The sequence below is a fragment of the Pseudoxanthomonas sp. CCNWLY206-1 genome (genome assembly GCF_039710385.1).
In the GTDB taxonomy this organism is placed as follows: Bacteria; Pseudomonadota; Gammaproteobacteria; order Xanthomonadales; family Xanthomonadaceae; genus Pseudoxanthomonas_A.
In genome coordinates, this window is sequence record NZ_JBDKXI010000007.1 from 20,305 (window position 1) to 42,482 (window position 22,178).

Here is a 22,178-nt window from a genome sequence, read left to right on the forward strand (position 1 = left end):
GATTTGTTAATAAATTGTTGACATCTTTGTCATGGCGCTGTAATCACCTTTGGTGCATCGCAAAAAAGTCCTTTCAAATGAAACGGATGGGCACGTATCGAACCCCGACCTTTCCAGGAGTAGCTATGACCCGTAAGCCTTCTCCACTCGCCATCGCTGTTGCTTTGGCACTGGCCGCTTCCCCCGCTCTTGCGCAAGACCAACAAGAAACCCCTGCAGACACCCGCACACTGGACACACTGATCGTGACCGGTACGCGCGTCGCCGATCGGACGGTGGCGGAATCCGCCTCGCCGATAGACATCATCACCCCGGAAGCACTGGAAGCCACAGGCACTACTGAATTGGCGACCGCATTGTCGCGCATGGTGCCTTCGTTGAACTTTCCGCGTCCTGCTATCACCGACGGCACCGATGCCGTGCGTCCCGCGCAGCTGCGCGGCCTCTCCCCGGACCAGGTACTCGTGCTGGTCAACGGCAAGCGCTATCACACCACCGCACTGATCAACTTGAATGGCAGTCAGGGCCGCGGCTCTTCGCCGGCGGATCTGAACACCATTCCCATCGCTGCTGTCGAACGCATTGAAGTACTGCGTGACGGCGCTTCTGCGCAATACGGCTCCGACGCCATCGCGGGTGTCATCAACGTTGTGCTGAAAGGTAGCGGCGATGGCGGCAGTGTCGCCGCACGCTATGGTCAATACAGCGCAGGCGATGGCGAACAGTATCAGCTGTCCGGCGATGCCGGCTTCAGCCTGGGCGAGAAGGGTGCCATCCATTTGGCGGCACAAGCTGGTCATCAGGACCAGACCGATCGCGCCAAGCCGTATCAGGGCGTGGTGCAACAGCGCTATGGCGATCCAGACATCGATCAGGGCGCGGTGTCCTACAACGGCGAGTACAGTCCCACCGACTACCTGACCTTCTATTCCTACGGCATGGCCAGCAAACGCGAAGTGCTGTCCAATGGCTATTTTCGTTGGTCGGGCGACAACCGTAATCGCCCCCAGATCTATCCCGATGGCTTTCTGCCTCAGATCTACAACGTCAGCAAGGACGTGTCGTGGGTCGGCGGTTTCAAAGGCAGCACCGAAGGTGGTCTGAATATAGACATCAGCTACAACTACGGTCAGAACAATCTGCGTTTCGAGGTGAAGAACAGTCTCAACAACAGCATGGGACTGGATAGCCCAACGCAGTTTTACGCCGGCACATTGGAAGTGACCCAGAACGTGCTCAACGCGGATTTCAGCAAGACGCTGGATTGGGGTCTGGCCTACCCCGTCACGCTGGCCTTCGGTGGCGAATGGCGTGGCGAGAAATTCAATGAATCTCCCGGCGAACCAGCCTCTTACGTCAATGGCGGCGTCCCTTCGGCCGACGGCACAATGCTGCCCGGCGCGCAGGTATTCGCTGGATTCAAACCATCCGATGCCGGGCATTTCGACCGCAACAGCTATTCGGCTTACGTCGATCTGGAGGCCGATCTGACCGACAAACTGTCGGCTGGCCTGGCGGGCCGCTATGAAAACTACAGCGATTTTGGCAGCACAACCACAGGCAAGCTGTCCGCACGCTATGCGTTCACCGAGAAAGTCGCGTTGCGTGCCACAGCATCCACCGGCTTCCGTGCACCATCACTGCAACAGCAGTACTTCCAATCGGTCGCCACCAACTTCATCAACGTTACCCAGCCGAATGGAACGATAGTGGCGGTTCCTTTTGAAATCGGCACTTTCCGCACCGACAATCCGGCAGCAGTCGCATTAGGTGCCGAGCCGTTGAAGGCCGAGGAATCGACCAACTATGGCCTGGGGCTTGTACTGCAGCCGGCCGATGGTCTTTACATCACGGTGGATGCCTACCGCATCGACATTGATGACCGCATCGTGCTCTCGGAAAATCTGACGTCAACGGCAGTGCGCAACTATCTCCAGGCTAATGGCTATGCGGGTATCGGCGGCGGCCGCTACTTCACCAATGCCATCGATACCAAGACCACGGGCATCGATGTGGTGGGCACGTACCGATTAGGGCTGGCCAGCAGCAACGTCGATCTCACAGCAGGTTACAACTACAACAAGACCGAGATCGAGAAGGTTGCCGAGAATCCACCCGCGTTGGAGGCCATCGATCCCGCCGCGGTGCGCATCGGCCGGGCCGAGATCGGTCGCATCACCGAGGGTTCGCCGCGCGACAAGTTCTTCCTCAGCAGCACTTGGACACCCGGCGACTGGGCCTTTACCGCAACAACGACGCGCTGGGGCGAGTTCACTACGTTCGGCACCACGGCAGCAGCCGATCAAACCTACAGCGCGAAATGGACGCTTGATCTGGCCGCGACTTACAAGCTCGGCAACTGGAGCTTCACCTTGGGTGGAGACAACGTCCTGGACGAATATCCCGACGACACCATCGCTGGCCAAGGTACACGCACCTATCTGCCTTATAGCGGCTCGTCGCCGTTCGGTTTCAATGGCGCCTATGTGTATGCCAACGCTGGATACAAATGGTGAACAAAGCGGGTTAGTTACTGTAAACGCCCCGCTTCCGCGGGGCGTTTTTTATGGGTGAGAGTATCTCAACGGCTGTAACGCCCATTTTATGCGGTGCAGGATTTGGATATGCGCACCTGGCGGATGAATACGTCGCTCATCTTCCATTTGCCCTCGATAGCCTCATCAGCGACACTCTTTTGCCACTGAGAGGATCATTCTATTTAGATGCACCATGACACCGACCTGATCAACATCATCGCGGTTGGCCTTGCCCTCGCCTTCGTGCTGGGTGCGCTGGCCCATAAACTGCGCCTGTCGCCATTGGTCGGTTATCTGCTCGCCGGCATCTTTGTAGGTCCCTTCACGCCGGGCTTCGTGGCCGACCAGGATCTGGCCAATCAGTTATCCGAACTTGGCGTGATGCTGTTGATGTTCGGCGTGGGCCTGCACTTTTCGCTGGAAGACCTGCTGGAAGTCAAAGCCATCGCGATTCCCGGCGCGTTGGTGCAGATCGCGGTCGCCACGTTGCTGGGCTGGGGCATGGCGTGGGGCATGGGATGGTCGCCGTTGAATGGCTTCGTATTCGGCCTGGCGTTGTCCGTAGCCAGCACGGTGGTGTTGTTGCGGGCGATGGAAGACCGCCGCCTACTGGACACCAAGCGCGGGCGCATCGCGGTGGGTTGGCTGATCGTCGAGGACGTGGCCATGGTACTGGCGCTGGTGCTGCTGCCGGCGCTGGCGGAGGTCGTAAACGGCAAGCCTGGTGCGGACGCGGACGCCGCGGCGACCGGCAACGGCATGGCCATCGCGATGGCCATCGGCTGGACGTTGCTGAAACTGGGTTTGTTCGTGGCCATGATGCTGGTGGTTGGCCGCCGCGTTATTCCATGGACCTTGGAGCGCATCGCCGCCACCGGCTCGCGCGAATTGTTCACGTTGTCGATCCTGGCGATCGCGTTGGGCGTGGCGTTCGGCTCGGCCATGTTGTTCGGTGTTTCATTCGCACTGGGTGCGTTCTTCGCCGGCATGCTGCTCAATGAATCCGAACTCAGCCAGAAAGCCGCCAACGACTCGTTGCCACTACGCGATGCGTTCGCGGTGTTGTTCTTCGTCTCGGTCGGCATGCTTTTCGACCCATCGATTCTGCTGGACCAGCCCTGGCAGGTGGTGGCGACCTTCCTCATCATCGTGGTTGGCAAATCGTTGGCGGCGTTCGCCATCGTGCGACTTTTCAAGCATCCCACCAGCACTGCGCTGACCATCTCGGTAAGCCTGGCGCAGATCGGCGAGTTCTCCTTCATCCTGGCCGGACTGGGCGTAAGTCTGGAAATACTGCCACCGGAAGGTCGCGATCTCATCCTCGCTGGCGCGTTGCTATCGATCGTCGCCAACCCTTTCTTGTTCTCGTGGCTGGACCGCTGGCAGGCACGGCAGGCCAAGAAAGCCGCGGCGGTGGAGGAATCGGAGCCGCCTCCAGGCCCTTCGCTGGATGTCAGCGACCACGCCATCATCATTGGCTATGGCCGCGTGGGAAGCGAACTGGCGCGCGTGCTGAGCGAACGCGGTGTGCCCTTGATTGTCATCGACGACAACGGCGATCACGTCGCACGCGCGCATGCGGCCGGTATTCCCGCCATTCGCGGTACTGCTACCTCCGACAGGGTGCTAGCCGAGGCGCGACCGGAAAAAGCCAAGATCGTGGTGCTGGCGATCCCGCAGCCACTTGAAGCCGGCGAAGCGCTGGCCAAACTGCGCGCGCTCAATCCGGAACTGACCTTGCTGGCGCGTGCGCACAGCGATGCCGAGGTGAAACATCTGCTGGCACATGGCGCCGATGGTGCCGTCCTGGCCGAGCGCGAGCTGGCGTTTTCGCTGGGCGAGATGGTGTTGGCTACGCCGCCGTATCGCGCCAAGCGGGTTTAGCACCTTTCCGCTTTTTGTAGGAGCGGCGTCCCGCCGCGAGCTCTTTCTGGCAGATCGCGATAGAAGCCTCTCTATTCACCATCCCAACGCGCTGCGGCGCCCTCGTGATCGCGCACGCCGAAAGGCTACCGGGGCGCGGAGCGGCGTCCCGCCGCGAGCTCTTTCTGTCAGATCGCAATGGAAGCGAAGAGCTCGCGGCGAGACGCCGCTCCTACCGCCCACGACGGCGCTCCTACAGGCGGGACGCCGCTCCTACGTCAAGACGGCACCTTATGAGTTTCTGTTCACGCCGTGGCTGCAATCAGTGCCGATAGCCAGCCGCCGAAACTTTCGACAGCACCGGCACCGCTTCGGTCAACACATCGGACAAAGGACGTGGTGCGCCGTACAGATAGCCCTGCACGCGCTGCACGTCCAGCTCGCGCAGGCAATCGGCAATCGCCTCGTTCTCGACGAACTCCGCCACGGTTTCCGCGCCGAACGCTTTGGCGATGGCCACCGATGCCTGCACCAATGCGAAGTCGTTGCCGCGCGCGGCCACGTTGCGGATGAAGGAACCATCGATCTTGATGATGTCCACCGGCAATTCCTTCAAGCGCGAAAAGCTCTGCATGCCGGTGCCGAAATCGTCGATCGCGATCCGGCAACCCTTGGCGCGCAAATCGTCCAATAACTGGCTGGCCGCAGCGGTGCTGGAGATCGCCGCGGTTTCGGTGACTTCGAAGCACAGCGAGGACGCGGGTAGCGGCGCGTCGGCCAGCAAAGTGCGCAACTCCACCTGGAAGCTCGTGGAAGCCAGGCTTTGACCCGTCAGGTTGACCGCAATGTGGTGGCAATATGGCAGCGACTCGGGGTACTTGCGCAGTTGGCGGAACAACGCGCGCAGTACCGCCAGATCGAGCTCGGCGCCACGGCCGGCCGCTTCGATCGGCCCCATGAAGCGCGCCGGCGGTATCAGTTCACCGCTTTCGCTACGCAGCCGGCACAGCACTTCGCCATAGATGATCGATGTCGGCGCGTCGATCGCACCTTTGGCTGGCAATGGCAGGATCGGTTGGAAGTACAGCACGACGCGTTCGTTGCGCAGGCAGGCCAACGCTTCCGCTGCGTTTTGTAGCTGCTGGCGCTGAGAATGGCGAACCAGAGAATCGCCGACTTCGCTGTAGCGCGGGCGGACTTCGCCATGCTGGCGCGCATTGAAGGCCAGATGGGACGCAGTCTGCAGCGCCGCATCAAACATCTCAGGGCGGCCGTTGGAGAAAGCTGCGATGCCCAAATACGGAAGCAGGCGCACCGGCTGCCCACCCGCGTCGATCTCGGCGTGCTCCACGCGCGCCATCAGCATTTCCCAAAGATCGTCGTCCGCGGCTGTCCGAGGCAACAGCGCGAATTGACCGGTACCGACGTAATAGGAGTCCACCATATCGCTCAGCCGGCGCGCGACCGCGTTCATCGCGGCAGCTTGCGTATCCAGGCCGAAACCGGCCACCAGCGAATCGGTCTGATCCAGCAGCAGGTAGCCCAGTTCAGCCCGGTGCGGCGCTTGTTGCGCCATCCGCAGCCGCAACGCCTTCAGATTCGGCAGGCCGGTGACGGTGTCGCGCCGGGTTTCGTCCAACAGGCGCTCCGCCAATTCCCGCCGATCACGATTGATCAGCCACAGATACAGCATCGCCATCAGCAGGATGTTCACTTCCAAGGCGATGTGCAGCAGGTTGAAGAAGCCGATCGCGCTGTTGCCGTACTCGGCGGTGCCGGCCACCGCATAGACCAACAGCAACAGAGCGCCGGACAGCGCCGGCATCGACCAATGCGATGGCAGGCGCAGCACGCACCAGGCCAGCACGATGAACAATGCGAAACGGTAGTCCATCAGCACGATACGCGGTGCGTGCGCGTCGGTGAACGCCTCCTGCACGTGCACGGTGGTCCAAAGGCTGGCCGCCAGCACACCGCACAACAGCAGTGGCCACCACCATCCCCGTTTGGGCAACCGCGACGGCTGGCGGCCGCGTTCGCACCAGACGACGACCAGCGGCATTGTCACTACCGCGACGCCGAATAGTTTTGCGAAGAACGTCTGGAAGACATCGCTCAGCGCCACCTGGGGAGTCGACAGCAGAACGATACTGGCCCCCAGCAACGCCATTCCCGCCGGATACAACAAAAGACCCGCGCCGGCGAAACTGACCAGATCGGCTTGTCGGACCCGCCGGGTTTCGGCCGGCCTCGGCCAGCCCGCCCAACGTGCGCAGGCGACCGTCCATACATAGCCGAACGTGGATACCACCAATCCCCACAGCAATGTGATGCTGGGGCCGCCGACATCAACGGACTGACGGACCGTCCAGCCCAGGAAAGTGATGAAGTAAGTGCCTGCCAACACCCACCGGTCGCGATCCAGCATGGCAATGGCCAGCAACACACCGGCCTGCAGATGGATTAGCGAGGCATCGTCCTGGTTGCCGAAGAAATCAATGCGATAAGGAATGGGGATTTGCTGCAGCAACAGGCATAACAAACCCAGCAGCACAATCTTGCCGGCTCGGCTATGGATCATTTCTTCCGGCAGGAATCGGTCGATCTGCATGCCTCAGACAGGGTTCGTGCTCCCCCAGCACGCCACTATCCTGACATGAAAGATGGACTTGGCAAGAACTGCGCCGGCATCGACCGCATTTTTCGTAGAGCGGAGCTGCGCCCCGCCATAGCAATGGCTCAGTGGCAATGAGGCCGTCGCAACGGCCAGTGATAGCGAATAGCCGCCTATAGACGCTTTTAGTAGAGCGGAGCTTGCTCCGCTGCTCTTGAACCCGGAAGCAAAAGCAGCGGAGCAAGCTCCGCTCTACGACAAGCGCTATCCCGGGGCGCAGCTCCCCGCTACGAGAATCGTCAGGTCCGTTTGACGAACGACAACTGCCCGCCCGCCGCTTCGACGACAACGGTGTCGCCCCCGCCGAATTCCCCCGAAAGGATCTTCTGGGCCAACGGATTTTCCAGCTGCGTCTGGATGGCGCGCTTCAACGGCCGCGCACCGTAAACCGGATCGAAGCCCACGTTGCCCAGCAGCGTCAGCGCCGATTCGCTCAATTCAAACGCGATCTGCCGTTCCGCCAGTCGCTTGGCCAGGTAGCGCGTCTGGATGCGGGCGATTTCGCGGATCTGCGCCTTGTCCAGCGGATGGAAGACCACGATGTCGTCCAGCCGGTTGATGAACTCCGGACGGAAATGCGCCTGCACGACGCCCATCACCGCGGCTTTCATCTGCGTGTAGCTTTCCGGCGTGTCGCCCGAGAGCTCCTGGATCAGGCTGGAACCCAGATTGGAGGTCATCACGATGACGGTATTGCGGAAATCCACCGTGCGCCCCTGGCCATCGGTCAGGCGCCCGTCGTCGAGCACCTGCAGCAGGATGTTGAATACATCCGGATGCGCTTTCTCCACTTCGTCCAGCAGGATGACGCTGTAGGGCCGGCGCCGCACCGCTTCTGTCAGATAGCCACCTTCCTCATAGCCCACGTAGCCCGGAGGTGCGCCGACCAAGCGGCTGACCGCATGCTTCTCCATGAACTCGCTCATGTCGATGCGGACCATGGCATCGCTGCTGTCGAACAGGAACTCGGCCAGCGCCTTGCACAGTTCGGTCTTGCCCACACCGGTGGGGCCGAGGAACAGGAACGACCCGCTGGGCCGTTCGGGATCCGACAGGCCGGCGCGCGAACGGCGCACCGCATCGGACACGACCTTGATGGCTTCTTCCTGTCCTATCACGCGGCCGCGTAGCGAATCTTCCATCTTCAGCAGCTTTTCGCGCTCGCCTTCCAGCATCTTGCTGACCGGGATGCCGGTCCAGCGCGACACAACTTCAGCGATCTCTTCATCGGTCACTTTGTCCTGCAGCAGCCGGAAGCCTTTCTGCTCGGCTTCCTGCGCGGCCGCCAGCTGCTTTTCCAGCGACGGCAACTCGCCGTACTGGATTTCGCTCATGCGTCCGTAATCCTGCTTGCGCTGCGCGGCTTCCAGTTCCAGCTTGGCGCGTTCGATCTGCTCCTTGAGCTTGGTGGCACCGGTCAGCATCGCTTTCTCGGCCTTCCAGATTTCCTCCAGGTCGTTGAACCCGCGCTGCAAGGATTCGATCTCGGTTTCGAGATCGGCCAGGCGCTGCCTGGATTGCGCGTCCTTTTCCTTTTTCAGCGCCTCGCGCTGGATCTTCAGCTGGATCAGCCGGCGCTCCATGCGATCCATTTCTTCCGGCTTGGAATCGATCTCCATGCGGATACGGCTGGCAGCTTCGTCCATCAAATCGATGGCCTTGTCCGGCAGCTGGCGATCGGCAATGTAGCGGTGCGACAGCGTCGCCGCGACGACGATGGCCGGGTCGGTGATTTCCACGCCATGATGCACGGCGTACTTTTCCTTCAACCCGCGCAAGATGGCGATGGTGTCCTCGACACTGGGTTCGCCAACGAACACCTTCTGGAAGCGACGCTCCAGCGCGGCGTCCTTCTCGACGTACTTGCGATATTCGTCCAGCGTGGTGGCGCCGATGCAATGCAGCTCGCCACGCGCCAGTGCGGGCTTCAGCATATTGCCGGCATCCATGGAGCCTTCCGCCTTGCCGGCGCCGACCATGGTGTGCAGCTCATCGATGAAGAGAATGATCTGGCCTTCGTTCTTGGAAAGATCGCTGAGCACGGCCTTCAATCGCTCTTCGAACTCGCCTCGGAACTTGGCGCCCGCGATCAGCGCACCCATGTCCAGCGACAGCACGCGCTTGCCGCGCAGGCCTTCCGGCACTTCGCCATTGACGATGCGCTGAGCCAGTCCTTCGACGATGGCGGTCTTGCCCACGCCGGGCTCGCCGATCAGCACCGGATTGTTCTTGGTGCGGCGTTGCAGAACCTGGATGGTGCGGCGGATCTCTTCATCGCGGCCGATCACCGGATCGAGCTTGCCGGATTCCGCGCGCTCGGTCAGGTCGATGGTGTATTTCTCCAACGCCTGGCGCTGTTCTTCCGCGTTCTCGGATTGCACTTTCTCGCCCCCGCGCAGCTTGTCGATGGCGGCGCGGAGCTTCTGCTTGTCGACGCCGCTGGCTTTCAGCTCCAGCCCCGCGGCGCTCATGTCGTCCATCGCAGCCACCAGGAACCACTCGCTGGCGATGTATTGGTCGCCGTTGTCCTGCGCCAGTTTGTCGGTGACGTTGAGCAATCGCGCCAGGTCATTGCCGATCGACAGGTTGCCGGCCTGCCCGGACACCTTGGGCAGCTTCTCCAGCGCTTCACCCAGCCGCTCACGCAGCAATGGGATGTTGGCGCCCGCTTGGGCCAATAGCGGGCGGGTGCTGCCGCCGCTCTGGTCCAGCAATGCGGTCAGCACGTGGATCGGTTCGATCATATTGTGGTCGCGGCCCACGGCCAGCGATTGCGCGTCGGCCAGCGCCTGCTGGAAACGCGAGGTGAGCTTGTCCATCCGCATGGGGATTCCTCAGAAAGTAAGGCCGCGTGTGTCCCGGCAATGCTATCCAGATGCGGTTAAAGACAAGCGATTCAAGCCCACCGTGGAAAACCATTAGCCCTTGAATGAGCCTTATTCCAGCCTCTCCCTTGGAAAACCTGATTAGCGCCGAGTCTTAGCTTCCTTCTCCCTCTGGGAGAAGCTGCCCGGAGGCCGGATGAGGGAATGGCAGTGACTCGCCAGCGGATTCGTTACAAGCGGGCACTCCATGCCCTCATCCGTCGCTGCGCGCCACCTCGCTTCGCGCCCCGGCCCTGCGTGATAGCGCCAAATCTCGCAACTAGATACGCAGCTGAGATTTGACGCTAATCAGGCAACAGCCGTCCTTATTGACCCATTTCGGGTTCCACATTCTTCTGCAACGACATCAACCCCAGCAACACGGCCAGCGCCACATAGGCGCCAAAGAACTGCCAAAGGATGATCTTCGGCAGACCCTCCACCGTCCAGGGCAGGTAGATGCTGCCGCGCGGGTCGACCGAATGGATCAAGCCGAACAGCGTCAACACCGCGCCCACCAGCAGAACGCAGGCGGCACGGCGGAAGCGTTGGTCGATCATCGCGACCAGTGCGGTCGACCAGATCATCGCGGTAATGATGAAACCATTGCCCAGCGTGACGATGGCGGCCAGGTCCGGCAGGCCATGTCCTTCAATGCCGTTGTACAGCGCAGCGAAACGATCGGGTGCGATCCAGGCCGGATTACCCACCTTGATGACCAGCAAGTAGGCGATCGACGGCAGGAACGCCAGCGCCACCGCTGGTGCGTGCTTGCGCGGGCTGTCGTGGAAAGCCTGCAAGGTAATGTCCATGCCCACGTAAACGATGATGGGTGCCAGCACCGCGATCGGCAGCCACTGCACCAGGCCAGAGACATAGCCCAGGACGCCGCCCAGGCCGATAAACAGCCCGGTCAGCAGCGTGTAGCCCATGCGCGCGCCCATGTGCTTGTAGGCGGGCTGGCCGATGTAGGGCGTGGTTTGCGCGACGCCGCCGCAGAATCCAGCGACCAGCGTGGAAACGGCTTCGGCCAGTAGCACGTCGCGGGTGCGGTAATCGTCACCGGCCGCGCGCGCGCTCTCGCTGACGTTGATACCGCCCACCACCATCAGCAGGCCGAACGGCAGCAACAGCGGCAGATACGGCACGGTATACCGGAGGCCTTCCAGGAAGCCCAACGTCGGCAGCGGCAAGGTGAAGGTCAGCGGTACCGCTTTAGGCAGCGCAAAGCCTGGCGTCCCCATTCCGGCCAGGCCCAGCCCGTAATACAAGGCGGTACCGACGATGAAGGCCAACAGCACGCCGGGAATTTTCACCGGCAGCTTGCCTTTCGCAACCAGCACATACAGCAGCAAACCGAAGGTGACGAATCCGACCACCGGAGAGCGCAACGTTTCGATAAGTGGCAGGAATCCCAGCAAGGTCAACGCCGCGCCGCCGATCGAACCCAGCAATGCAGCGCGCGGTACCGCGCGGGTGATGGCGTCGCCGAAGAATGACAACACCAATTTCAACAAGCCCATCACCACCAGTGAAGCCATGCCCAGTTGCCACGTGGCGTTCGCGGCCGCTTGCGCGTCCATTCCCTGTTGTTTGAAGGCGACGAAAGACGGACCCAGCACCAGCAGCGCCATGCCGATACTGGTGGGCGCATCCAGGCCCAGCGGCATCGCGGTGACATCGTCGCGACCGGTCTTCAGTGCAAGCCGGCGCGCCATCCAGGTGTAGATCAGATTTCCGACCAGCACGCCCAGCGCAGTGCCGGGAAACATGCGGGTGAACACGACTTCGGCGGGGAACTGGAAGATGCCGATCAGCGCCGCGGAGATGAAGCCCAGGATGGACAGGTTATCCACCACCAGACCGAAAAAGCCGTTGAGGTCACCGGCGACGAACCAGCGGGGGCGGGTTGGGGAGGGGGTCATGACGGCCTTGGAAGTCAGGGACTAGGTAATGGTGTCACAGGGTGGGCTCTGGCCCACCGTTGGCATTTTGGTGGCGGCGCGAAAACGTCCGGATTTGTGCGTTGCTGGGAAGTGGTTTCGTTGGTTGCCGTCGGTGCTTGGATATGGCGATGGCGGGTCGAGACCCGCCCTGCCGACGGGTTAGAACGACACCTCTGCGGCTTGCTGCGACCACAATACCGACTGGTGTTTGGTGGCTTGCTTCCAGGCCAATCGAATGGCCTCGATATCGGCGCGCCTCTGCGGCGTATTTTCATGCAGGATCACGAGCACTTTGGAGTTCAACCGCTCCGGGCCCTTCGCGCCGCGAAACAACCACTGTCCGTAGGCGTCGAATACCGTCAGCCCGTCGGGGAAACGCGGCGTTACTTCCTTGTCCAAGAACGCACGCCATTGCGCCTCGGTGATGGCGTTCTTTTCGTCGCCCTCGGTGCCCACACCGAAGTACAGCTCGCTGCGTACCCAGCCCTGCACCTGCGCCGGACGCGCCGCATCGCCTTGCATCGTTGCGGTTGTTGCGCCACCGGGAGTAGTTGCATTGGAGCCGCCAGCGACCGGCAGCTGGCTCGCACAACCGCCAACGCCCAGCAACAAAGCCAACAAAACAGCACACAATGGCATGGAACGACTCCTCTTGTGGAAGCGGCTCTCAACTTGTTGAGGGCCTTCATTTTTCCCTCCCTCGCGTTGCGGGGGAGGGCAAGGGTGGGGGAAATTGATTCGGTCTTTTCCAGGATGGATTTTTTCCGAATCAATTGAAAGCGGGTCACTGTCGACGCAGCAACGCCTTGCCCGAAATAACCAATCGGCATGTCCACATAGACAGCCGCCATAGTATGAATACAGCCTCCTGTGTACTGTATTGCTTTATCCGGATGGATGGATGGTCATCCGGATGCGCGAACAAGAAAAATTTCTTCCCGATGCCCTCATTGCCGATCACCGCCACGCAACCTGCTCGCGCGTTCAACGTGAGGGTTGCACCTGGCTGATACTGGCGCCAGCCCCGTATCGCCTCGCCGCCAAAAGCGGCCGCCTTTACTCAAACTGCTTATCGCTTCCCCCACAGGAGTCCGCATGTCCCATTCTTCCATGGCGCCGCTCGGTGTTGCCATCGCCTTGGCGCTCACCGGCCCGGCCTTCGCGCAAAGCACCTCTCCTGCCGCCCCCGGCGACACCGTCGAGTTGGACAAGGTCATCGTCACCGGCACGCGCGCGCGCGATCGCACGGTGTTGGAATCCACTTCGCCCATCGATGTGCTGACGGCCGAGGACATCCGCAAGGCCGGCGTACTGAACGGAGAACTGGGTAGCGCGTTGCAGGCGCTGCTGCCTTCGTTCAACTTCCCCCGCCAGTCCAACTCCGGCGGCGCCGACCATGTGCGTGCCGCACAATTGCGCGGGCTCAGCCCCAATCAGGTGCTGGTGCTGGTCAACGGCAAGCGGCGCCACATCAGCGCATTGGTCAACACGGATAGCAAGATCGGCAAGGGCAATACGCCGGTCGATTTCAACGCCATCCCGGTCAGCGCGATCAAGCGCATCGAAGTGCTGCGCGACGGCGCCGGCGCACAGTACGGTTCCGATGCCGTGGCCGGCGTGATCAACGTCATCCTCAACGACGCTCCGGAAGGCGGCGCTTGGGAAGCCAGCTACGGTGCGCATCACACCGACGTGGAACCGATCAATCAAACGCTGACCGATGGTCAAGCGGCGTTCGTGAGCGGCCAGGTCGGCAGCCGGGTAGGCGACAGCGGCGGATTCTTCCGCGTGGGCTTCGAATACAAGAACCGCGAAGCCACCAACCGTTCCGGGTTCGACCAGATCCCATTCTTCGAGGAACAGACACCCGATAATCTCGCGCTGGCCGGCCGGCGCAACTATGTGCTGGGCGACGGCTCATCCAAAGCCATCAATGCATGGCTCAACAGCGAGGTTCCGCTGGGCGAAAATGCCGAGTTCTACGCCTTCGGCACCTACCACCAGAGCGACACCGAAGGCGCTAACTACTTCCGCTACCCGGACGGCGTGGCCAACTGGAAAGAGGTCTATCCCAACGGCTATCGTCCCATCTCCGAGGGCGAGAACCTGGATATCGCCGGCGTGGCCGGTGTGCGCGGGCAATGGGGCGACTGGGATTACGACAGCAGCCTTAACTACGGCCGCAACGAATTCACCTACCGCCTGCGCAATTCACTCAATGCCTCGCTGGGTCCGGGAAGTCCCACCCGCTTCAAGACCGGCGATTACGAGTTCCAACAAGCGCTGTTCAATTTCGATCTGAGCCGCGTATTCGGCCAGGGCGAAAACACGCACACCTTTGCGACTGGCGTGGAATTCCGTCGCGAGGATTTCGAAACGGGCGCCGGCGATCCAGCGTCCTATGCGGCGGGACCATTCACCGATCGTCCCACCGGCTCGCAGGCGGGCGGCGGCCTGACTCCGCAGGACACCACCGACCTGAGCCGCGATGTATCCAGCATCTATACAAGTCTCAGCAGCCAGTTCGGCGAAAAGTTCTTCACCGACATCGCCGCACGTTACGAACACTACGACGACTTTGGCGGCGAGCTGACCGGCAAGCTGGCGGCACGCTATGAATTCGTCCCGGCATTCGCGCTGCGCGGTTCGGTATCGAACAACTTCCGCGCACCGTCGTTGAGCCAGATTGGTTTCGAGTCCACCTCCACCGGCTATGACGCGTCGGGCCAGCTTCTGCAGGGCCGGTTGCTGTCGGTCAACAATCCTATTGCCCGCGCGCTCGGTGCACAGGATCTGCAGCCTGAGAAGTCGGTGAACTTCAGCGTGGGCTTCACCAGCCAGATCGGCGAACACCTTGACCTGTCGCTGGACGTGTTCCGTATCGATATCGATGACCGCGTTGCATTGACCGAACGCATCACCGGTGACGCGCTGACCGAGTTCGTGCAGGACAACTTCGGCGTGCCTGGCGTGCAGAGCGCCAACTTCTTCATCAATGCCGCCGACACTCGTACCGAAGGCGCGGAGCTGGTGGCTAATTGGCGACAAAAACTGGGGGATGGCGACCTGCTGTTGAGCGGCACCTATAGCTACGCCAAGACCGAGATCAAACGGATCGCCGCTACGCCTGATGCATTGCTGGCCATCGATCCAAGCTATGTGCTATTCGGCGTTGAAGAAAGCAATACGCTGACCGACGCCGCACCCCGCACGCGCGGGGTATTCAGCGCCAACTGGGGCAACGACGCCTGGTCGCTGCTGGGCCGCGTCAGCCGGCACGGCAGCGCCAAGCGCGTGTTCAACTTCGGCGGTGGTTTCGAGCCAGAACAGCGCTACGGCGCCGAATGGCAGTTGGATGCGGAAGTGGAATACCGTTTCACGCCACAACTGAGTCTGGCGATTGGTGGCTTGAACCTGACGGACGAATATCCGGACCCTTCCAACGAGGATATTTACTACTTCGGTAACCTGCCCTACGACGTGTTGTCGCCCATCGGCAGCAACGGCGCGTACTACTACACCAGGGTCCGTTATACGTTCTGAAGATGGCGTACCCATGTAGGAGCGCCGTCCCGGCGCGAGCTCTTTCTGTCAGATCGCGATAGAAGCGAACAGCTCGCGCCGGGACGGCGCTCCTACCATATGAGGTCAATCTATAAATCTCGCTCTTTGCGCTTCGCTAGGCACATGGCAAACGGTGGTGCCGAACCAGCGATAGCGGTTGCGGGCAATGGTGCGATAGATCGGATTCCGAACAGCCCGCGGCACCAACGAGATCAGCACCGCTGCCTGCCAGATGCCGCCCAGGCCGATCAGCACCCGCCGTATCGCATCGCTGTCTGTCCAGGCGCGGCCGTCTTCTACCAAGAGGAACGACGCAGGATCGTCGGCATCCAGCCCATTTTCCGATAACAGCGCGCGGCCGCCCTTCGATTGCATCGCGGCAAACCGGTACCGACCTTTACGATCATGCCGCAATAGAAAACGCACCCAACCATTGCACAGCACGCAGATGCCATCGAAAACGATGACAGGTCCCGGTGATAACGACGGGTCAAGCGACATCCAGCCATCCCCGGTAGTGCACCAGCAAACCGGCAATCGGCATCGAAGCCGACACGTCGAAACAGTAGCGGCCCTCATCATTGGCCGATTCCCGCGCTTGCACGGTTCGAAACCAATGCGGCGGCAACGGCACGCCAAGGGTATGCACGCGCGCGACTCGCCAAACAATGGCGCCCTCTTCCACCGTCAATCGGAAACCAAAACGCGCCAAGCCCAGTTGTTCGCATAGCAACCCGTCCTGTATCCACAGCCGCGACGGCATCGCAGCGGCGCCGATCTTCCGGATCCAGAACTCGCCACGGGGGTTGGCATCTATGTCGACTTCGATCATGCCTCGGCCCGCGGGCGGGAGTCTTGTCGCCCAGGCGAGCAATCGCGCAATTGGATTACGATCGCGACGCACTTCGACTTGCCCACGATAGCGCTGCATGCCGGTCCGTAGATGCAGCGCCTGCACCACCAGCGGCAGTGTGTGGAAGTCATCGCCCAGCACGCGCTGGAACAACGACTGGTTTACCGCTGCATCCACACCAAGGTCGCCATGCGGCCCGTGCGCGCGTCGCGCCGGTGCGAATAGAAGCGTTGCGAGTCGGAAATGGTGCAAAGATCGCCGCCAAAAATCCGGCTGACGCCGGCATCGGCCAGACGCTGGCGCGCCAGCGCATACAGATCCACTTTCCAATGCCCCGGGCGGGTGGCAGCGAAAGCGGAGGCTGCGCGAGCATCGCGCGAAACGAAAGCATCGAACACTTCCTGCCCGATCTCATAGGCTTGCGGTCCGGCCGCGGGACCCATCCAGGCGATGAGGCGCTCCGGCGCAACATCCATCGCAGCCACCGTGTTTTCCAACACACCGCCCACCAATCCACGCCAACCCGCATGCGCCGCACCGACCGCACTCCCGTCGTCGGCGGCGAATACAACGGGCAAGCAATCCGCGGTAACAATCGCCAGGACGGTGCCCGGTGCGGAGGTTACGGAAGCATCGGCGACGGGCTCTGCCCCCTCCCCTGCGAAGGCAGGGGAGGGTTGGGGAGGGGTGCTGTTGGATTCGCGAGATTCTGAAGCCCCTCCCTCCCAACCTCCCCCTGCCTTCGCAGGGGGAGGGGCGGAAAGCCTGATCACATCAACACCATGCACCTGTTGCAACCAGCAAGGAGTCGAAGGAAGCGCAAAGCGTTCGACCAGCTCCGCGCGATTCTCAGCCACCGCTAGCGGATCGTCTCCGCAGCGAGCACCCAAGTTGAAGTGATCGAATGGCGGCTGCGATACCCCCGCGCCATGCCGCAGCGTGGTGAACGCACTGATTCCCGGCGGCGCCGGCCAATCCGCGCGCAGTGCCGCATTCATCCGCGATGCGCCTCGGTGTCCGCGCGCAGGGCGGCCATCAGTTCCAGCATGTCGGTCGGCACGGGCGCGGATACCCGGACCGGTTCGCCGGTGCGGGGATGCTTGAATTCCAGTGTCTCGGCATGCAACGCCTGCCGCTTGAATCCGCGCAAGGCCGCGACCAGTTCTTCACTGGCGCCCTTGGGCAATTTCAGCGGACCGCCATACAGCGGGTCGCCGACGATGGGGTACTTGATGTGCGCCATATGCACGCGGATCTGGTGGGTGCGACCGGTTTCCAGACGGCACTCCAGCGCCGTGTGTGCGCGGAAACGCTCGCGAAGCCGGTAATGAGTGACGGCTTCGCGGCCGTCCTCACGCACACCCATCTTCAGGCGATCGCGCGGATGCCGATCGATCGCCATGTTGGCGGTGCCGCCACTCACCATGGCGCCGACAACGATCGCCAGATATTGCCGGTGCACCTCACGCGACGACAGCTGCGCCACCAGCGCGGTATGCGCCTGCAGGTTGCGCGCTACCACCATCACCCCGGAAGTGTCCTTGTCCAGGCGATGCACGATGCCGGCGCGCGGCAATGTCTCCAGCGAAGAGTCGCGATGTAGTAGCGCGTTGACCAGCGTGCCGGTCGGATTGCCGGCACCGGGGTGCACCACCAATCCGGCGGGCTTGTTCAGCACGAAGACGTCGGCGTCTTCGTAGAGCACCTCCAACGGGATGTCTTCGGCAAGGGCGTGGGTCTGGGTTTCCAGCACCACCTCCAGGCTGGCGATCTGTCCGCCGTGCACAGGGTCGCGTGGTCTGACCGCCTGGCCATCCAGCCGCGCGTCGCCGGACTTGATCCATTCGGCCAACCGGGAGCGGGAGAATTCAGGGAAAAGCTCCGCCAGCACCGCATCGAAGCGGCGGCCGGACGCATTGTCCGGCACCGTGGCGGTGCGCGAGGGGGTCGAAGAACTTGCGTTGGGGGTATCTGTCATGCGGGGAAGGACGGCACGTTGGCCGATTGTTCATGGCTTGGGCGGCGCCTAGGCTATCATCGACACCCTGTTTCCCTGCCGCGGCTTGCCGCCAGCTCATGACCCAGCGCGTCCCAACCCGTTTTACCGCCTCTGCCCGACTCATCGTCCTGATCCTGGCGATCGCCATTACCGGAACCGGCTGCGGCAAGATATTCAAGCGCGACAAGGACAATGCGGAAGGCCAGCCGGTCGAAGCCCTCTACGAAAAAGCGCATGGCGCCATGACCAAGGGTAACTGGGACCGCGCGGAGACCACTTTCCGCCAGCTGATCGCCCAGTACCCCTACGGTCCGTATACCGAGCAGGCGCTGATGGAAACCGCCTACGCCCAGTACAAGGCCGGCAAGATGGATGACGCGGTATCGACGATCGACCGCTTTATCCGCACCTATCCGACCCAGCGCAACATCCCCTACATGTACTACCTGCGCGGCCTGGCCAATTCCGGCCGCGACACGGTGTTCCTGCAAAAGGTCTGGAGCCTGGACGCCAGCCGGCGCGACCTGTCCACGCCGATGCAGGGCTATAGCGACCTGAATATCGTCGCCGAGCGCTACCCCAACAGCCGATATGCCGCCGATGCGCGCAAACGCATGATGGCGCTGCGCGACCAGTTCGCCCAGCACGAGCTGGACTCGGCCGTCTACTACCTGCGCCGCCAGGCCTGGGTGTCCGCCGCCAGCCGCGCCCGTTACCTGCTGGAAACCTATCCGCAGAGCACCCACCAGAACGATGCTGTCGCAGTGCTGGCCGAGGCCTACACCCATCTGGGCAACAAAGCCCTGGCCAACGATGCCAAGCGCGTGCTGGAACTCAACGACCCGCAACATCCCTGGCTGGCCGGAAAGTGGCCGGACTATCCGTGGATGATCCGCAAGTTGAATCCGTTCGCTGGCGAAAAATCCATCAATACCACCGACCGCAAGCGCGACTGAAGCCGCGATGTGATGAGGTGAGAAAAAGGGCCGCTAGGCCCTTTTTCTTTGAGCAACGAGATTTTGCGGTCCGCCCCTTCCCCCGCCTGCGGGGAAGGGGCTGAATCGACTCAGGCCGGATATTTGTTGGTGATCGGATAGCGTCGTTCGCGGCCGAAGGCACGCCGGGAAACCTTGGGGCCGGGTGCGGACTGATGACGCTTCCATTCGTTGATGCGCACCAGCAGCAGCATTCTGTCTACCGTCTCCGCATCGAAGCCGGCAGCGACGATCTCGTCGCGTGATTGTTCCTGGTCGACATAACGAAACAGGATTGCATCCAGCACGTCGTACGGCGGCAGCGAATCCTGATCGGTCTGGTTCTCGCGCAGTTCGGCTGACGGTGGCCGGGTAATGACGGCCTCCGGAATCACGGGCGTTCCACCCACCGTGTTGCGCCAACGCGCCAGCGCGAACACCTCGGTCTTGTACAGGTCCTTGATCGGCGCGTAGCCGCCGCACATATCGCCGTAGATAGTGGCGTAGCCCACGGCGTATTCGCTCTTGTTGCCCGTGGTCAGCAGCAGCCCACCCAGTTTGTTGCTGAGCGCCATCATGATGGCGCCGCGGCTGCGCGACTGCAGGTTCTCTTCGGTGGCGTCGACATCCAAACCGGCAAAGATGGGCGACAGCGCTTCCATGAAACCTTTGAAAGGCGCTTCGATGGAAATCGTCTCCAGCTTCACATCCATCGTCGCGCATTGTTCGGCGGCCAGGTCATTGGACAGGCCGGCGGTGTAGCGCGACGGCAGCCGCACCGCAGTGACGTTTTCGGCGCCCAGAGCGTCGACGGCGATCGCCAGCACCACGGCCGAGTCGATGCCGCCAGACAAACCCAGCCAAGTCTTCTTGAAACCATTCTTCCCGCAGTAGTCGCGCACGCCGCGCACAATGGCGCGCCAAGCGAGCGCATCGCGGCTCTCGTCGCCATCGTCCATCCACTGCACCGCGTTGAAACGGCGCGTGGAAGCATCGAAATCGACGACCAGCCATTGATCGGTAAACGCCGCAGCCGCTGGATGCACCACGGCATCGCCATCGGCAACAACCGAGGCGCCGTCGAACACCAAAGCATCCTGTCCGCCCACGACGTTCAGATACACCAGTCCCACGCCGGTTTCCTTGATCCGCATGGTCAGCAGGGCGTCGCGTTGCGCGTGCTTGTCGCGCTCGAAAGGCGATGCGTTGGGCACCACCACGAGCTCGGCACCAGCGGCGGCCGTTTCCGCCAAGGGTTCGGGAAACCACAGGTCTTCGCAGATCACCAAGCCAACCTGCACGCCCCTCACCTCAAACACACAGGCGCCGCCGTCGGGGTCCACATCGAAATAGCGGCGCTCGTCGAACACCGCGTAGTTCGGCAATTCGCGCTTGCGGTAGGTGGTTTCGATGGCGCCGTCGCGCAGCACGCTGGCAGCGTTGTAGACCACGCTGCCGACTGATTGCGGCCAGCCGACCACCGCGACAATGCCGTGGGTAGTCGCCGCCAAGTGGCGCAGTGCGTTCTCGCAATCGGACAAGAAGCGCGGGCGCAGCAGCAGGTCTTCCGGCGGATATCCGCTGATCGCCAGCTCGGGAAACAGCACCAGGTCCGCGCCGTATTCGTCGCGCGCCTCCGCGATCATCGCCTCGATGCGCTCGACGTTCTGCGCCACCGCGCCGACGGGGAAATCGAATTGGGCCAGGGCGATGCGGAGGGTACGGGACATGTCAGCCTTCTGATTCTGCCCCTTCCCCCGCGTGCGGGGGAAGGTTGGGATGGGGGCAAACTTCCGAAAGCTGTCGTGCAATCACCGCACGGACACCCTTCAGATTCGCAAGGACATCATTATCCCAGAACCGGTGCCAGCACATATCCGCGATTTGGTAAGCCATCTACCGCGCACGGCACAGGGTCCGATCTGCGCCTGAGGCGCTATTCAACAGCTGGTCATGACGGATCGTCGTCCCAGGTAATTCTCAAACCGTCGTTTTTTGGCTCGAATTTACACGATCAAGTAAACAGAAGGCCGCCTTTCGGCGGCCTTCTGTTTACTTGATCGCGGACGAACGGACCGCAGTGGTACCCACCCTACGTCCGCATTCCTACCAATCCGATCCGGTGTCAGGCTGGAAAGAGGGCACACCCTCGACGATAGGATCCAGCCAAACCGAAGGATTGGCGTTGGTCCAGACACCTGCCAGGCCATGGCGATAGAGAGATGCTTCTCCCGTCACGCTCGTGCGTCGGCTCGATGACTGCATCGCCTTCCTGAAATCCGCCGCGGCGCGTTCGAACTGCGCCGCATCTTCTGCGGTTTGCGCAGCCTGCAGCTTTGCGATGATCGCGTCATCCACTGCCGGTATTTCACAGGCGTAGGCCACGGTGGCGATGACGTCGTCCTTGTTGCCTTCACCCAGCTCACGAGTGACGTCGTTGGGTTCGATCGTGTGATCGGTCGCTTTGCATTTCGCCTGGGAAATCACGTAGTCGACGGTCAGCATGTAATCCAGAAACCCTTTTTCCATTTTGGCACGCTGCTCCGCCGGCAGCTCCGCCGCCATGGCGCTGGCGCGCTCCTTGTGCTGCCCTGCCAAGGCGGCGACCTCCTTGCGGTACTCCTGCAGGTCGTATGCCGCATTACCGCCAAAGTCGGGCCTGAGGTACTCCACCAGCTCGGCGGCCTGGTCCATATCGCGGTTGACGAACATTCCAATGTATAGCTCAGCCACTTGCTCCGGCGACAACGCCGTGGGCGCCGCAACAGTGGGGAAACCGGCTGCCAGACCACACAGCAGCAGGATGGAAGCGGACATACGACGTGTTTTATAGCGAGTCTTCATGCATTCATTCCTTGATGGCACTGATAAAAAAATGGCTCTGACAAAAAAAAAGCGGATCCC

Annotated in this window: 14 protein-coding genes; 4 read left to right on the forward strand and 10 right to left on the reverse strand. The window is 61.7% G+C overall.

All coding sequences use genetic code 11. From position 1 onward, the window contains the following. The first annotated feature begins 125 nt into the window (after positions 1–125). Entirely contained in the window at positions 126–2,516 is a 2,391-nt protein-coding gene (locus AADW18_RS15520; RefSeq protein ID WP_337344305.1) for a TonB-dependent receptor, read from the forward strand. Positions 2,517–2,723: 207 nt separating this feature from the next. Continuing rightward, positions 2,724–4,421: a YbaL family putative K(+) efflux transporter gene (gene ybaL, locus AADW18_RS15525; protein WP_337344306.1), complete on the forward strand. Its 1,698-nt coding sequence runs from the start codon at positions 2,724–2,726 to the stop codon at positions 4,419–4,421. Between the two features lie 301 nt (positions 4,422–4,722). Here ybaL and AADW18_RS15530 read toward each other — a convergent pair whose 3' ends face one another. The 4 genes from AADW18_RS15530 to AADW18_RS15545 form a co-directional block, all read right to left on the reverse strand. Beyond that, complete coding sequence (locus AADW18_RS15530; protein WP_337344307.1) at positions 4,723–7,011, reverse strand: EAL domain-containing protein; 2,289 nt, start codon at positions 7,009–7,011, stop codon at positions 4,723–4,725. Between the two features lie 302 nt (positions 7,012–7,313). Then, positions 7,314–9,899 carry an ATP-dependent chaperone ClpB gene (gene clpB / locus AADW18_RS15535; RefSeq protein WP_337344308.1) on the reverse strand — a complete coding sequence of 862 codons (2,586 nt, stop codon included), beginning with the start codon at positions 9,897–9,899 and terminating at the stop codon, positions 7,314–7,316. A gap of 365 nt (positions 9,900–10,264) precedes the next feature. Further along, entirely contained in the window at positions 10,265–11,863 is a 1,599-nt protein-coding gene (locus AADW18_RS15540; protein WP_337344309.1) for a hypothetical protein, read from the reverse strand. Between the two features lie 180 nt (positions 11,864–12,043). After that, on the reverse strand, positions 12,044–12,523 hold the full coding sequence (locus tag AADW18_RS15545) for a DUF3574 domain-containing protein (RefSeq protein WP_337344310.1): 480 nt from the start codon (positions 12,521–12,523) through the stop codon (positions 12,044–12,046). 456 nt (positions 12,524–12,979) lie between these two features. Between AADW18_RS15545 and AADW18_RS15550 the strand changes: the two genes are divergently transcribed. Continuing rightward, a complete protein-coding gene (locus AADW18_RS15550) occupies positions 12,980–15,427 on the forward strand; it encodes a TonB-dependent receptor (protein WP_337344311.1) in 2,448 nt (815 codons plus the stop codon). Positions 15,428–15,532: 105 nt separating this feature from the next. On the opposite strand, the gene AADW18_RS15555 is transcribed toward AADW18_RS15550, so the two are convergent. From AADW18_RS15555 to rluD, 4 genes are read right to left on the reverse strand one after another with little or no spacing between them, the layout of a single operon-like run. Next, a complete protein-coding gene (locus tag AADW18_RS15555; protein WP_337344312.1) occupies positions 15,533–15,949 on the reverse strand; it encodes a thiol-disulfide oxidoreductase DCC family protein in 417 nt (138 codons plus the stop codon). Beyond that, the gene (locus AADW18_RS15560; protein WP_337344313.1) at positions 15,939–16,478 is read right to left on the reverse strand and encodes a DUF4166 domain-containing protein; all 540 of its coding nucleotides are present in this window, start codon (positions 16,476–16,478) and stop codon (positions 15,939–15,941) included. The genes AADW18_RS15555 and AADW18_RS15560 overlap by 11 nt, the downstream gene beginning before the upstream one ends. Beyond that, complete coding sequence (gene pgeF / locus AADW18_RS15565; RefSeq protein WP_337344314.1) at positions 16,463–17,299, reverse strand: peptidoglycan editing factor PgeF; 837 nt, start codon at positions 17,297–17,299, stop codon at positions 16,463–16,465. The genes AADW18_RS15560 and pgeF overlap by 16 nt, the downstream gene beginning before the upstream one ends. Beyond that, positions 17,296–18,279: a 23S rRNA pseudouridine(1911/1915/1917) synthase RluD gene (rluD, locus tag AADW18_RS15570; RefSeq protein WP_337344315.1), complete on the reverse strand. Its 984-nt coding sequence runs from the start codon at positions 18,277–18,279 to the stop codon at positions 17,296–17,298. The genes pgeF and rluD overlap by 4 nt, the downstream gene beginning before the upstream one ends. A 98-nt stretch (positions 18,280–18,377) precedes the next feature. Here rluD and AADW18_RS15575 point away from each other — a divergent pair, with 98 nt between their 5' ends. Then, the gene (locus AADW18_RS15575; protein ID WP_337344316.1) at positions 18,378–19,256 is read left to right on the forward strand and encodes an outer membrane protein assembly factor BamD; all 879 of its coding nucleotides are present in this window, start codon (positions 18,378–18,380) and stop codon (positions 19,254–19,256) included. A 110-nt stretch (positions 19,257–19,366) separates the two neighbouring features. Here AADW18_RS15575 and AADW18_RS15580 read toward each other — a convergent pair whose 3' ends face one another. Beyond that, complete coding sequence (locus tag AADW18_RS15580; protein ID WP_337344317.1) at positions 19,367–21,004, reverse strand: NAD+ synthase; 1,638 nt, start codon at positions 21,002–21,004, stop codon at positions 19,367–19,369. A gap of 376 nt (positions 21,005–21,380) precedes the next feature. Beyond that, complete coding sequence (locus tag AADW18_RS15585; RefSeq protein ID WP_337344318.1) at positions 21,381–22,118, reverse strand: hypothetical protein; 738 nt, start codon at positions 22,116–22,118, stop codon at positions 21,381–21,383. Positions 22,119–22,178: the final 60 nt, after the last annotated feature.

What these genes read in the sequence shown, in the direction of transcription:
- AADW18_RS15520 (WP_337344305.1), top strand. Translation starts at nt 126, where the DNA reads ATGACCCGTAAGCCTTCTCCACTCGCCATCGCTGTTGCTTTGGCACTG.
- ybaL (WP_337344306.1), top strand. Translation starts at nt 2,724, where the DNA reads ATGCACCATGACACCGACCTGATCAACATCATCGCGGTTGGCCTTGCC.
- AADW18_RS15530 (WP_337344307.1), bottom strand. Translation starts at nt 7,011, where the DNA reads ATGCAGATCGACCGATTCCTGCCGGAAGAAATGATCCATAGCCGAGCC.
- clpB (WP_337344308.1), bottom strand. Translation starts at nt 9,899, where the DNA reads ATGCGGATGGACAAGCTCACCTCGCGTTTCCAGCAGGCGCTGGCCGAC.
- AADW18_RS15540 (WP_337344309.1), bottom strand. Translation starts at nt 11,863, where the DNA reads ATGACCCCCTCCCCAACCCGCCCCCGCTGGTTCGTCGCCGGTGACCTC.
- AADW18_RS15545 (WP_337344310.1), bottom strand. Translation starts at nt 12,523, where the DNA reads ATGCCATTGTGTGCTGTTTTGTTGGCTTTGTTGCTGGGCGTTGGCGGT.
- AADW18_RS15550 (WP_337344311.1), top strand. Translation starts at nt 12,980, where the DNA reads ATGTCCCATTCTTCCATGGCGCCGCTCGGTGTTGCCATCGCCTTGGCG.
- AADW18_RS15555 (WP_337344312.1), bottom strand. Translation starts at nt 15,949, where the DNA reads ATGTCGCTTGACCCGTCGTTATCACCGGGACCTGTCATCGTTTTCGAT.
- pgeF (WP_337344314.1), bottom strand. Translation starts at nt 17,299, where the DNA reads ATGAATGCGGCACTGCGCGCGGATTGGCCGGCGCCGCCGGGAATCAGT.
- rluD (WP_337344315.1), bottom strand. Translation starts at nt 18,279, where the DNA reads ATGACAGATACCCCCAACGCAAGTTCTTCGACCCCCTCGCGCACCGCC.
- AADW18_RS15575 (WP_337344316.1), top strand. Translation starts at nt 18,378, where the DNA reads ATGACCCAGCGCGTCCCAACCCGTTTTACCGCCTCTGCCCGACTCATC.
- AADW18_RS15580 (WP_337344317.1), bottom strand. Translation starts at nt 21,004, where the DNA reads ATGTCCCGTACCCTCCGCATCGCCCTGGCCCAATTCGATTTCCCCGTC.
- AADW18_RS15585 (WP_337344318.1), bottom strand. Translation starts at nt 22,118, where the DNA reads ATGAAGACTCGCTATAAAACACGTCGTATGTCCGCTTCCATCCTGCTG.